Here is a 13,143-nt window from a genome sequence, read left to right on the forward strand (position 1 = left end):
TCTCTGAGCGATGCCCAAACCGACGGTCGGTTGAACGGCCCGTGAACAGCTCAGCGGTCCTTCGCCAGCACTGCCCGCAGGCGTGGCGTCAGGGGCTTCTCCACATACTGGTTCAGCACCCACGCCAGCAGCAGCATTGAGGCCGCGGTCAGGGCGAATGTCGCCCCGGATGGCAGTCCGAGGCCGCGGTGCAGCGCGTGGATCACCACCCAGCCAAGGTGTTCGTGGACGAGATAGAACGGATACGTCAGCGCCCCCGCCACGGTCAGCCAGCCCCAGTTGGCCCAGCGCAGCCAGCCCAGCGCGATCGCCGCGACAGCCAGGAAGCCGAAGGTCACGACGAGGACGATGCCGGTCGAGGAGCGGTAGGAGAAGCCGTCCGCGCCGGCGGCGTGCCACAGGCTCTGCACCGCGTAGTGCTGCCCGATCAGCCAGCTGACGGCGACGATGCCCCACGCGTAGGCGTCCCGCCGGTCGAGGTGGACGAGGTAGAGGCCGACACCGCCGATGAAGTACGGGGCGTACTCGGGCATCAGGACGATGTCGAGCAGGGGCATGTTCGCGTTGTCCGCGATCACCGCCGCCAGCATCCAGCCCGCGCAGAACATGATCACCCGGCGGCGGCTCGCCCCCGGGAGCACCACGCACAGCGCGAACAGCGCGTAGAAGCGGACCTCCGCCCACAGTGTCCAGCACACCCCGAGCACCCGGTCCACGCCGAGCGGCATCTGAAGCATGGTCAGATTGACCAGCGCGTCGCTCGGCGACACCGCCTTGTAGGCCACCACCGGCAGGGCGAACACCACCGTCACTATCGCGACCGCCACCCAGTAGGCGGGCAGCAGCCGGGAGGCGCGGGAGGCGAAGAACGACTTCAGGGGACGTCCCCAGCCGCTCATGCAGATCACGAACCCGCTGATGACGAAGAAGACCTGGACGCCCAGGCAGCCGTAGGCGAAGAACTCGTGCAGGGTGGGGAACTGGACCTTGGGCGAGCTGCCCCAGGCCTCGGAGACCTCACCGTCGCGACCGCCGTAGTGGTACGCCGCCACCATCAGCGCGGCCACCAGCCGCAGGCCGTCCAGGGCGCGCAGCCGGCCGCCGGAGCCCTTCCTGCGCCGCGGGCCGGTCGTGGCTCCCGGTGGTTCGACCAGCACGGTGACTTCGGGCTGGGGCTTGCGGGTGCTGACGACCGTCTCGGTCACGCTGGAAACCTCTGTAGCTCGTGTGTCCTTCACCTGAGCCGCCTGCGGGCGGGCAGGACGCCGCCTGTCACCCTAGGACGTGAATTGACGCTTAAACGTTCGACGGAAACAGGCTTCGCCTTCCTGTTCCCATGGATTCATCTGGATGTCGGTAACCAGTGGCGAAAACGCGGAGGCGCCGACCCGCCTCTGTGGCGGACCGACGCCCTTGCGGTGCTCGGCATACGTTTTCAGCGGCGTACCGCCTTGCGCAGCGCCCTGGCCCGCCGGACCACCCGGCGTGCCGTGGAATTGCGCGGCAGGAAGGCCAGCCGCTGCGGAATACCGCCGGGCAGGCCGAGCGAGGTGAGACGGCGCTTCTTGAAGTAGCGCCGGGTGCGCGGACCGAGATGCCGGGAAAGGAACTGTTCCGCCTGCGGGCGCAGCTCGGGATAGATCTGCGGCTGCATGGTGAATCCGACGGCGGTGACCAGGGCGGACAGCCGCTCGGCCGGAAGCACGTCGCCGTCCGTCCCGCCGTCCAGGTCGGGCAGCAGCGCGTCCGCCAGGGTGGTGGGGATCCGGTTGCTGTTCTGGTACGGCGTCAGCCGCTCCAGCAGCAGCTCGGTACCGATGCGCGCGGCCGGCAGGTCGTAGAGCGCCGAGGCCGTGAACAGCGCGGTGGAGAAGCAGCCGACGACCAGCGCGGGCCTGGCCCGGTCGAACAGCACCTCGGCGAGGACGGGCGTGTCCAGCACGGTGAGGTCCACGCCGAGCTTCTCGGCCTCGGTCTCCAGGGCGCGGCTGTAACGGGCCGGCGCGGTCGGGTGCGGCTTGAAGACGACCGTGCGGTGGCCGCGGGCGACCGCGCCCCGCATCATCCGCACGTGCAGGTCTTCCTCTTCCTCCGGGGAGAGGATGTTCAGCGCCGACAGGTACTGGCCGAGCAGCAGCGCCGCGTCACCGGGCAGGGCGGGCAGCTCGGGGACGGTCTCGGTGACCTCGCCCAGCACCTTCAGGAACGCGGGCGACGGCACCAGGTGCGCCGGCACCTCGAACTCGGTCAGCAGCATCGGCGTGAGCCCCGGCACCAGATCGAGGTGCAGCAGCCGCCGCACACGCGTGCCGACCAGCGGGTCGAGCTTGTTGCGCGTGGGGCCGTAGCTCATCAGCCCGTCGGCGTAGACGTCGATGGGGGCGTCGGTGAACAGCTGGGCCACGGTCAGCGCGGGCGCCACCTGGATGGACTCGAGGACCAGGCTCACACGGTCGTCGCCGAGGCCCCAGAGCATCCGCAGATAGCGCTCGAACAGGGGGATGTCGTCGGAGCGCGGCGTCCAGGCCCCGGGGTGGAAGGGCCGGATCGCCTCGTTCCAGGACAGCACCTCGTCGAAGTGCTCGCGCAGCGGCGCGAAGCCCGGCATCTCGTCGAGGGCCGGGGTGGTCTCCGGAGTCGCGGAGTTGTTGAACACCAGCAGCACCCGGCGGTCCGGCTCCTCGAAGAGGTCCGAGTCGATCGCGGCGGCCAGGGTGGCGACGCCGTACAGCGTCGAGGCGCAGAAGATCTGAGTGGTCCCGGGCATCAGGCGGCCGCCTCCGTGGTGGTGGCCCTGCGCCGCAGCCGCCGCAGCTTGGACGAGCGGTCCATGTCCATCGCCTCCAGTGCGTCACCGAGCGCGTCCTGCGGCATGCGCTTGATGGCCGCCGCGCTCATCGACCGCAGCTGTCTGGCCACGGCCGGTTCGAACCTGTCTTCGTTGGAGAGGTGGTGGGCGATGATCGCGCAGTAGGTCCGCACCGCCTTGGGGAGCAGCCGGTCGGCCTCCCGGTCCGACGCGGTCTCCTCGATCACCTGGTCGAAGGCCCGGATGAAGTCGAGCTGGCGGACATCGCCGATCTGGGTCAGCGACGAGGCCACCCCGCGCCGGTAGAACACGCCCAGCAGGCTCACCACGGCGAACGACTCCGCCTCCCGGTGCAGCTTCCAGATCCACGGCCGGTCCTCGGCCGTGCGCAGCCCATGGGTGAAGTGGAGCACGCCCTTGTCGAGGAGGCGGCGGTGATAGGCACCGGCCCAGGCGTAGGCGTAGTCGACCGACGTCGAGCGGTGGGCGGGGAGGATGGCGTCCCGCGGGCTGAACACCTCCCAGCGGCGGCCGACCGGCACCCGGCTCACGGAACGGGCGCGCGCGGTGGCCTGCACATGGTCGGTGCGCACGAAGTCGCACCCCAACTCGTCCATGGCGGACACCAGTTCGGTGAAGTAGCCGGGGGCCAGCCAGTCGTCGCCGTCCAGGAACGTCAGGTACTCGCCCTGGGCCGCGTCCAGGCCGGTGTTCCGGGCGGTGGCGAGCCCGCCGTTCTCCTCGTGGCGGATGTAACGCACCTGGGCGACATCCGAAAGTTCCTCGGCCGCTCGTTCGAGAATGGCCGGGGTTTCATCCTTCGAATGGTCGTCGACCAGGATGAACTCGAAATCACGGTCGGCGTTCAACCGAAGGCTTCTGAGGGTGTCCGGGGCATATTGCTGCACGTTGTAGAACGGCACGATCACGGAAAGCTTAGGCACCTGCAAAACGTTAGGAGCCCGCCCGGCAGCGCAACTTTCCGATGGTCGTACACCGGGTGAACTCCATGTGTCAGAACGGTGCACCCCGTGTACTTCCCGCCTTCCAGCAGGCCAGTTCGGCTTTCGGTGGGGTGTTGTTAACTTTTCGTTGAGTCCTGGTTCCGCCATACCTCGGATTCGCTTCCTAGCGTCATCGACGTGCCAGCAAGTACACCGAAGCGCCCGCGAATCGCCGTCCTCGCGGACTCAGACACCCGATGGAAATGGGGTGCGCTGACCGCGGACCGCATCGCCCCGGGCCCGTCCATGGAAGCCGGACCGCGCGAGGGCGCGCAAGTCCGCCCTGTCCTCGACGGCTATCTGCTGCGCGGCCGGGCGACGCCCACCCCGCGCCAGCTGGAGGAAGTGGGCGTGCGCGCCGACTCGCTGCGGGAGGTCACCGCCGTCGAGTTCCTGCGCGCCATGGAAGAGGAGTCGTACGACCTCCTCGTCCTCGCCCTCGTCGGCGGCGGTGTACAGGCGATGCTGCACGGCCTGGCGCGCGTCTGGCAGGACCGCACCGCGCGGCCCGTCGTCGTCACCGGCTACGTCGGCGTCGTCTACGAGAAGCTCGCCGACGGCCTGCTGCTGCGGCACGGCGCGGACCTCGTCCTCGCCAACTCCCGCCAGGACGCGGACCGCTTCCGGGCCGTCTACGACGGAGTGGGCGCCGACGACTCCTCGGTGACCGAGGTGGCCCTGCCGTTCCTCGGCGGTGCGCCGTACGAGGGTGAGCACGACCCCTACACGGTGGTCTTCGCCGCCCAGCCCTCCGTCCCGGACAGCCGCAAGGACCGTACGTACCTGCTGAGCCGGCTGGTCCAGCACGCCCGCAGGCACCCCGAGCGCGAGGTGCTGCTGAAGCTGCGCTCCAAGCCGGGCGAACACACCACCCACATCGAGGAACTGCCGTACCAGAAGCTGGTGCAGCGCCTCGACCCGCCGGACAACTTCCGCCTGGTCTACGGGAACATGGGCGAGGTCCTCGACCGCACCGACCTGCTGGTCACGGTCAGCTCCACGGCCGCCCTGGAGTCGCTGCACCGCCGGGTCCCGACCGTCGTCCTGACCGACCTCGGCATCCGCGAGTCGCTCGGCAACCACCACTTCGTGGGCTCCGGCTGCCTCGCCTCCTGGGACCAGCTGGACGCCGGGCACCGGCCCACGCCCGACGAGGAGTGGGTCGCCCGGCAGGGCGTCGCCGCGGACGGCTCCTACGACTCCGCCTTCGACGCGGCCCGCGAACGCATCGCCAAGCTGCTCGACCGGCCCGGCGGCCTGCCCCCGCTGGCCCCGTACTACACACCCGTCACCGCGCCCGGCTATCTGCCCGGGATCCTCGCCCGCCACCACCTCGGCCCGGACGGCACCCCGCTGCCCGGCGCGCCCGCCGCCGACAAGGAACCCGGACCGGTCCGGCAGGTCGTGCGCCGGGCGGCGCGCGGCGCCTACCGGCACGGCGTGCAGCGCGTGGCGCCCGTCATCCGGCGGATGGGCGAGCTGTGAGCCGCCCCGAGTCCCCTGCCCAAGGAGTAGTCCCCATGTCCCAACCGGAAGCGGGCCAAGGCGCCTCGGTGCGCCGTGTGCTCGCGGTGATCCCCGCGCGCGGCGGCTCCAAGGGCGTGCCCGCGAAGAACCTCCTCCCCGTCGGCGGCGTCCCGCTGGTGGCGCGTGCGGTGCGCGAGTGCCGCGCCGCCCGGCTCGTGACGGACGTCGTGGTCTCCACCGACGACCAGGCCATCGCCGCCGCCGCCCGCGAGGCGGGCGCCGAGGTCGTGCTGCGGCCCGCCGCCATCGCCGGCGACACGGCCACCTCCGAGGCCGCCGTCCTGCACGCCGTGGACGCGCACGAGGCCCTGCACGGCGCGGTCGTGGACGTGGTGCTCCTGGTGCAGTGCACCAGCCCGTTCATCACCCGGGAGGACGTGGACGGGGTCGCGGGCGCGATCGTCGAGAACGGCGCCGACACCGCGGTGACCGTGGCGCCCTTCCACGGGTTCATCTGGCGGGACGCCGAGGACGAGGTGGCCGCCGGCAGCGTCGCCGAGGCCGACGCGGCCACCGGCGGCGGCTACGGCGTCAACCACGACAAGTCCTTCCGCCCCCGCCGCCAGGACCGCCCCCAGGACCTGCTGGAGACCGGCGCCGCCTACGGCATGGAAGCGGTCGGCTTCCGCAAGCACCAGCACCGCTTCTTCGGCCGCACCGAACTGGTGCGCACCGACCCCGCGCGCGTGCTGGAGATCGACGACCCGCACGACCTCGCCCGCGCCCGGGCCCTGGCCCCGCTCTTCGACGCGGACCGGCCCGGCGCGCTCCCGACCGCCGACGACATCGACGCGGTCGTCCTCGACTTCGACGGCACCCAGACCGACGACCGGGTGCTCGTCGACTCCGACGGACGGGAGTTCGTCTCCGTGCACCGCGGGGACGGACTCGGCATCGCGGCCCTCCGCAGGAGCGGCCTGAAGATGCTGATCCTGTCCACGGAACAGAACCCTGTGGTCGCCGCCCGGGCCCGGAAGCTCAAGCTCCCGGTGCTGCACGGCATCGACCGCAAGGACCTCGCGCTGAAGCAGTGGTGCGAGGAGCAGGGCATCGCGCCGGAGCGCGTGCTCTACGTCGGCAACGACGTCAATGACCTCCCGTGCTTCGCCCTAGCGGGCTGGCCCGTGGCGGTCGCGAGCGCCCACGACGTCGTGCGCGGCGCCGCACGCGCGGTCACCACCGTCCCCGGTGGCGACGGCGCGATCCGAGAGATCGCCAGCTGGATCCTCGGCCCCTCTCTCGATTCCCTCACCAAGTAAGGACATCTGCGCCATGAGCAACAACTCCCGCATCCGCAAGTTCGGTACCCGCGAGGCCGGCCCCGGCCGCCCCGTCTACGTCACCGGCGAGATCGGCATCAACCACAACGGTGACATCGAGAACGCGTTCAAGCTGATCGACGCCGCCGCCGAGGCCGGCTGCGACGCGGTCAAGTTCCAGAAGCGCACGCCGGAGATCTGCACCCCGCGCGACCAGTGGGACATCGAGCGCGACACCCCCTGGGGCCGGATGACCTACATCGACTACCGCCACCGCGTCGAGTTCGGCGAGGACGAGTACGGCCAGATCGACGCCTACTGCAAGAAGCGCGGCATCGACTGGTTCGCCTCCCCGTGGGACACCGAGGCCGTCGCCTTCCTGGAGAAGTTCGACGTCCCGGCGCACAAGGTCGCCTCGGCCTCCCTCACGGACGACGAGCTGCTGCGTGCCCTGCGCGCCACCGGCCGTACGGTCATCCTCTCCACGGGCATGTCCACCCCGAAGCAGATCCGCCACGCGGTCGAGGTCCTGGGCAGCGAGAACATCCTCCTGTGCCACGCCACCTCGACCTACCCGGCGAAGGCAGAGGAGCTCAACCTCCGCGTCATCAACACCCTGCAGGGCGAGTACCCGAACGTCCCGATCGGCTACTCCGGCCACGAGACCGGCCTGCAGACCACCCTCGCCGCGGTCGCCCTGGGCGCCACCTTCGTGGAGCGTCACATCACCCTCGACCGCGCCATGTGGGGCTCGGACCAGGCCGCCTCCGTGGAGCCGCAGGGCCTCACGCGCCTCGTCCGCGACATCCGCACCATCGAGGCCTCCCTCGGTGACGGCGTGAAGAAGGTCTACGAGTCCGAGCTGGGCCCGATGAAGAAGCTGCGCCGCGTCAGCGGTGTGGTCGCCGAGGCGGAGATCGCCGACGCGGCGGGCGAGCCGGTCGGCGTCTGAGCTCACACCCCCCACAACCCCCTTACGACGGGACGGTCGTACGTCGATGAGCCCCCGCGCCGGGAACGCCGGCCCCCACACTCTCGCGTTCGTCGAGAGTCCGGTACAGCTGCTGAACGTGCTGGAGTGGGCGCACGCGCATGCGCCCGGCGTGGGGCTCACCCTCGTGGTGCTGTCGCCCGTCGACCCGATGACGCGCGGCCAGCTGCGACGGATGTCCGACCTGGCCCGTGACGAGGGGCACGAGGTCCGCTGGGAGGAGGCGCGCGGCGGCCCGCTGGCGCCCTTCCAGACCATCGGCGGCCTCACGGGCGTACTCCGCAGGGCCCGCCGGATCGTCCTGGGTGACCCCTTCTCCCGCTACGTCCAGCTCCTCCTGACCATCACCCGCGCCCGTGACCTGGTCGTCGTCGACGACGGCACGGCGACGATGGAGTTCGTCGGTCAGCTGGCCCGGGGTGAAAGGCTGGTGCGCTGGCACCGCAAGGGCGGCCGCCCCGGCCCCCGCGACCTGATCTTCGCGCCGGTCTCCTCCTCGGCCCGCCGGCGCCTCACCCCCGGGGACAGGCGCCGGGTGGAGATCTTCTCCTCCATGCCGATGGAGGAGACCCCCGAGGGCGTCACGATCAGCGCCAACGACTTCGCCTGGACCCGGGCCCGCTTCGGCCCGCCGCGCATCACCAAGGGCGCCGACATGGTGGGCACGTCCCTGGTGGAGACGGGGGTCGTCGACGACGACCGCTACCTGGAGGCCGTCCGCGCCCTGGCCGCCGCCCACGGCGCCACCCGCTACTTCGCCCACCGCCGCGAGAGCCCGACGAAGCTCCGCCGCCTGGCGGTCGAGACGGGCCTGGAGATCGTACGCCCCGAACTCCCGCTCGAACTGATCGCCCGCCGAGGCCCCATCGGCCGCACCATCCTCAGCTTCCCCTCCACGGTCGTCCACACCCTCCCGCTCGCCCTCTCGGGCACCGAGGTCCGCGTAGCGGTCTGCGACATCGACCCCACCTGGCTGACCGAGAACGCGTCCCCCCGAGCCCAGGGCTTCCTCTCGGGCGTGACGGGCACGGCGCGGGACGTCCACCGACTGTCCACGGGGGCCGCGCCCGACGCCGTCGAAGACCCGCCCGCCCCGGGAAGCATCCCGGACCCGGCGACCATGACCGGCCCGGGGGGTGCGACGGGGTCGACGGGCATGACTGCCCCCACTGGCCCGGCGAGCGCCACCAATCCGACGGGTCCGGCGACCGTGACCGGCCCGGGGGGTGTGACGGGTTCGGCGGGCATGACTGCCCCCGCTGGCCCGGCGAGCGGCACGGATCCGACGGGTCCGGCGACCGGCCCGGCCGGCATCCCGGGCTCGACGGGAAGGGCGAGCCTGTCCGCCCCGGCGGGGGCGGTCCGCTCGGCAGGCAGGACGGGCCCGGCGGACGCCGCGGGGGCGGTGGCCGCCGGCTGAACGCCATACGGGGCCCTCGGGGACCTGAGGGCCCCGGGGAGCGGGGGGAGCAGGCACGGCAACTCAGACAGCCCTCGCGGCCGTTGCCGCCGACCAGCCCGGCCGGATCAGGCAGGCGAGCCCACGACGGACTCGTGCCCTACGGCGGCTCGCGCGTCGACCGGGCTGAAACAATCTCCGACGAAGTCGGACCACTACACCGAACGGCGCCCACCGAAGCCGCTCCGCGTGCCCGGCCGGGGCGGATCTGCGTTCCGCCCGTCTGGCGTGACACCCGGCACGGCGCCCATCACAGCCGGTCCACGGGCCCGACCGGGGTGCACTCAAGCACCGACCGTGGCTGATGCCCGCGGGGCCGGCACGGACCCACGCCCCGACCGAGGCGCAACGACGGGCCGACCGGCACCCCTGGACCGCGCCCCGCCAAAGGCAGGCCGAGGTGGAGCCAGATGCCCTCAGAGCGGGGCCCCGGCCGCGACCGGCTCACGCCCACGCCCCCGGTCAGGGCCCCGCTCACGCCCCCGCAGCACCCGGCTTGTAGGCCAGCAGGAATGCGCGGGGGAGTTTCTCCTCGCCCTCCGGCTCGCGCAGTACGCGGGCGTGGAGGTGCAGGCCCGACTCGGTGAGGGCGGTTGCGACCGTGTCGGGGGTGCGCCAGTAGTAGTCGAGCGAGATGGGGCTGCCGAAGCGCTCGGTGAGGCGCAGATGCCCGTCCTCGTCGCCGGACTGGAAGCCGAGCAGGACCGGCGCCCCCGGCAGCAGCACACGGTGGAACTCGGCGAAGACCGACGGCAGATGATCGTCCGGCACATGGATGATCGAGTAGAGCGCGACGATGCCGCCGAGCGTCTCGTCCGGCAGGTCCAGGGCCGTCATCGAACCGACGTGGAACCGCAGCCCCGGGTGCGCCCGGCGGGCCAGGGCCACCATGCGGGGCGAGACGTCGACCCCGAACACCGGCAGCCCGAGCCCGTGCAGCCGCGCCGCGACGTACCCGGGGCCGCTGCCGATGTCCGCGACCGGCGGTTGCACAGGCGCTCCGGACGCCCGGACCAGGTCCACGAAGGCCGTGAGCAGCGCCCGCTCCAGCGGTCTCCCGGCCAGGCTGTCGGGGAACCCGGCGGCATAGGCCTCCGCGATGGCGTCGTACGAGGCCTGGGTGGCTGTGAGGAACTCGGGGCTGTCGGCGCGCACGGGCCGCACACTATCGGGGCCGGGCGCCGGTGAGATGAACAAGACAGTGTTCCCCGCGCGGGGCGTGGTATCCGTGGAGAGGATGGATGGGTATCGCAGTCGCGACTGAGGTGTGGCCGATATCACACTCCCCGGAGAGTGGTGACCGGCTCGGCCCGAAAGGCAGGCGAGTTTACCCATCTCACTTGATAGCTATACGTCCGGCGGTCATATTTTCTTCCCCTAACGGGTTGAAAATTTGTTGATCGAGGGTCAGCCGACCGCCCTGGCGCCCTACCCTTCAAAGGGTGAAGCAATTGATGTCACTGGAGTCCGAGGTCGATCTTCCCGGCGAAGCCGTACTTCCCGGCGCACTGCCCGACGCCCTGCGCGCAGAGCTCATCGCGTTCCGACGCGACATGCACATGCACCCGGAGCTGGGCAACCAGGAGTTCCGCACGACGGCCGCGATCAAGGAGCGGCTCGAGCGGGCCGGCCTCAAACCGCGCGTACTCGCCGTCGGCACCGGACTCGTCTGTGACATCGGCGTAGAGGGCGAGCAGTGGGACGGAGGCCCCAGCATGCTCGCCCTGCGGGCCGACATCGACGGCCTGCCCATCCCGGACACCAAGGCCGACTGCCCGTACCGCTCGACCGTGCCCGACCGCGCCCACGCCTGCGGCCACGACGTGCACACCACCGTCGTCCTCGGCGCCGGCCTGGTCCTCGCCGAACTGCACAAGCAGGGCCTGCTGCCCCGCCCCGTCCGGCTGATCTTCCAGCCCGCCGAGGAGGTCCTGCCCGGCGGCGCCGCCGACGTCATCAAGTGCGGGGCGCTGGAGGGCGTCGGCGCGATCATCGCCGTGCACTGCGACCCCCGGGTGGACGCGGGGAAGATCGGGCTTCGCGAGGGTCCCATCACCTCGGCCTGCGACCGGCTGGAGATCTCCCTCGACGGCCCGGGCGGCCACACCGCGCGCCCCCACCTCACGACCGACCTGGTCACCGCCGCCGCCCGCGTCGTCACCGACGTACCCGCCCTGGTCGGCCGTCGCTTCGACAGCCGCAGCGGGCTCGCGATCACCTGGGGCCGCGTCGAGTCGGGACACGCACCGAACGTGATCCCGCAGCACGCCGAGCTCTCCGGCACCGTGCGCTGCCTCGACATCGAGGCATGGCGCCAGGCCCCCGACGTCGTGGTCGCGGCGATCGACGAGATCGCGAATCTGCACCGCGCCAAGTCGGAGATCAACTACGTGCGCGGAGTGCCGCCCGTCGTCAACGAGCCGGGCGTGACCGAGCTCCTGCGCGACGCCATGATCGCCCGTCGCGGGGTCGAGTCCGTCCTGGGCACCGAGCAGAGCCTCGGCGGCGAGGACTTCTCCTGGTACCTGGAGCACGTCCCCGGCGCCATGGCCCGACTCGGCGTACGCGTCCCCGGCGAGCGTCACGTACGCGATCTCCACCAGGGAGACTTCGACGTCGACGAGTCCGCGATCACGGTCGGCGTGGAACTCTTCACGGCAGCGGCCCTGGTCAACGGCCTCCGTTAGGACAGTCCTGGATCTCCTGGATCTCCGAGAAGGACCCCGGGCGGGGGCAGCGGAACGGCGCGTGTCGAACAGGCTCGCGCCGTGCCCCCGGCCGCACCTTTCGGCCCCGTTCGCTCCCGCGGTTCACAAGGGCGTAACCGGCCATCGGCACGAATGGATAACGGCCCCACTGCGAACCGTTCCCAAGGGTGTCTACGCGCGTTAATGTGCGCCGCACTGAGCACCCACTGCGGGGCTTTGGAGAATGGGGAACTTCAGATGCGTCGGATTTCCAAACTGACCCGTGTCGCGGTGGGGGTCGCGTCGCTCGGTCTCGTCGCCACGGCCTGTGGCAGCACCAGCAGTGAGAGCGGTGGCAGTGACACGAAGGAAGACAAGGGTCTCGCCATCGCCTACGACATCGGCGGCAAGGGCGACCAGTCCTTCAACGACGCCGCCTACGCCGGCCTGACGAAGGCCAAGGACGAGTACGGCTACAAGACGGCCGACATCGAGCCCACCGAGGGCGAGACCGACGCCGACAAGGAACAGCGGCTGGCCTCGCTGGCCAAGCAGGGCTACAACCCGGTCATCGGCGTCGGGTTCGCCTACGGCCCGGCGATGAAGGCCGTGGCCTCCAAGTACCCGGACACCACCTTCGGCATCGTGGACTCCGTGGTCGAGGGCAAGAACGTCGCCTCCCTCGTCTTCGCCGAGGAGCAGGCCTCCTACCTCGCCGGTGTCGCGGCCGCCAAGGTCACCAAGTCGAACACCGTCGGTTTCGTCGGCGGTGTGGACATCCCGCTGATCCACAAGTTCGAGGCCGGCTACAAGCAGGGTGTTCAGGACACCAACCCGAAGGCGAAGGTCGTCTCGCAGTACCTGACGCAGACGGCCGAGGAGGGCGGCTTCGCCAGCCCCGACAAGGGCAAGGCCGCCGCCGAGGGCCAGATCGAGAAGAAGGCCGACGTCGTCTACCAGGCGGCCGGTCTCTCCGGTCAGGGCGTGATCGAGGCCGCCGCCAAGGCGAAGGTCTGGGCGATCGGCGTCGACTCCGACCAGTACAAGCAGGCTCCCCTCGCCGCGTACAAGCAGTACATCCTCACCTCCGCCCTCAAGGACGTCGGCGGCGCGGTCTACGCGCTGTCCAAGTCGGTCCACGACGGCAAGCCGCTGTCCGGCACCCAGACCTTCGACCTGAAGGTCAACGGCGTCGGAGTCTCCGAGGCCAACCCGGAGTTCGGCAAGGTCGCGGGCCTCAAGGCCGCCGTGGACAAGGCCAAGAAGGGCATCATCGACGGCTCGATCAAGGTGAAGACCGAGTAGAGGTACCGGTCTGGGACAGCAGGAGAGGGCGGGCACCCCGGGGGGGGGTGCCCGCCCTCTCCTGCATTTCCGGGGGACGGATCACCCAGAGCCACCCCCTGT

General features: G+C 71.0%; 9 protein-coding genes and 1 pseudogene. 6 read left to right on the forward strand and 4 right to left on the reverse strand.

The genetic code is table 11. The features are described from left to right. Nucleotides 1-50: 50 nt before the first annotated feature. The 3 genes from AC07DF_RS02570 to AC07DF_RS02580 form a co-directional block, all read right to left on the reverse strand. The gene (locus AC07DF_RS02570) at nucleotides 51-1,205 is read right to left on the reverse strand and encodes an acyltransferase family protein (RefSeq protein WP_478966209.1); all 1,155 of its coding nucleotides are present in this window, start codon (nucleotides 1,203-1,205) and stop codon (nucleotides 51-53) included. Between the two features lie 230 nt (nucleotides 1,206-1,435). Next, a complete protein-coding gene (locus AC07DF_RS02575) occupies nucleotides 1,436-2,767 on the reverse strand; it encodes an alpha-2,8-polysialyltransferase family protein (protein ID WP_478966211.1) in 1,332 nt (443 codons plus the stop codon). Continuing rightward, the gene (locus AC07DF_RS02580; RefSeq protein WP_478966213.1) at nucleotides 2,767-3,753 is read right to left on the reverse strand and encodes a glycosyltransferase family 2 protein; all 987 of its coding nucleotides are present in this window, start codon (nucleotides 3,751-3,753) and stop codon (nucleotides 2,767-2,769) included. The genes AC07DF_RS02575 and AC07DF_RS02580 overlap by 1 nt, the downstream gene beginning before the upstream one ends. Nucleotides 3,754-3,951: 198 nt before the next feature. Here AC07DF_RS02580 and AC07DF_RS02585 point away from each other — a divergent pair, with 198 nt between their 5' ends. From AC07DF_RS02585 to AC07DF_RS02600, 4 genes and pseudogenes are all read left to right on the forward strand, one after another. Continuing rightward, complete coding sequence (locus tag AC07DF_RS02585; RefSeq protein WP_478966215.1) at nucleotides 3,952-5,298, forward strand: DUF6716 putative glycosyltransferase; 1,347 nt, start codon at nucleotides 3,952-3,954, stop codon at nucleotides 5,296-5,298. 35 nt (nucleotides 5,299-5,333) lie between these two features. Then, a complete protein-coding gene (locus AC07DF_RS02590; protein WP_478966216.1) occupies nucleotides 5,334-6,599 on the forward strand; it encodes a cytidylyltransferase domain-containing protein in 1,266 nt (421 codons plus the stop codon). A gap of 13 nt (nucleotides 6,600-6,612) precedes the next feature. After that, nucleotides 6,613-7,551, forward strand: a complete 939-nt coding sequence (locus AC07DF_RS02595; protein ID WP_189722860.1) for an N-acetylneuraminate synthase family protein — start codon at nucleotides 6,613-6,615, stop codon at nucleotides 7,549-7,551. Between the two features lie 46 nt (nucleotides 7,552-7,597). Beyond that, nucleotides 7,598-8,653: pseudogene (locus AC07DF_RS02600) on the forward strand (hypothetical protein); the annotation flags it as partial. Nucleotides 8,654-9,523: 870 nt separating this feature from the next. Here AC07DF_RS02600 and AC07DF_RS02605 read toward each other — a convergent pair. Then, nucleotides 9,524-10,204 (reverse strand): class I SAM-dependent DNA methyltransferase, encoded by a 681-nt coding sequence (locus AC07DF_RS02605; RefSeq protein ID WP_478966218.1) that lies wholly within the window; start codon nucleotides 10,202-10,204, stop codon nucleotides 9,524-9,526. A gap of 299 nt (nucleotides 10,205-10,503) precedes the next feature. On the opposite strand from AC07DF_RS02605, the gene AC07DF_RS02610 reads away from it, so the two are divergent. Together AC07DF_RS02610 and AC07DF_RS02615 are read left to right on the forward strand one after the other, a co-directional pair. Continuing rightward, on the forward strand, nucleotides 10,504-11,736 hold the full coding sequence (locus AC07DF_RS02610; RefSeq protein ID WP_478967561.1) for a M20 family metallopeptidase: 1,233 nt from the start codon (nucleotides 10,504-10,506) through the stop codon (nucleotides 11,734-11,736). 258 nt (nucleotides 11,737-11,994) lie between these two features. Further along, entirely contained in the window at nucleotides 11,995-13,041 is a 1,047-nt protein-coding gene (locus AC07DF_RS02615; protein ID WP_478966220.1) for a BMP family lipoprotein, read from the forward strand. The last annotated feature ends 102 nt before the right edge of the window (nucleotides 13,042-13,143 follow it).

It is taken from the genome of Streptomyces sp. NPDC044719, from assembly GCF_056433405.1.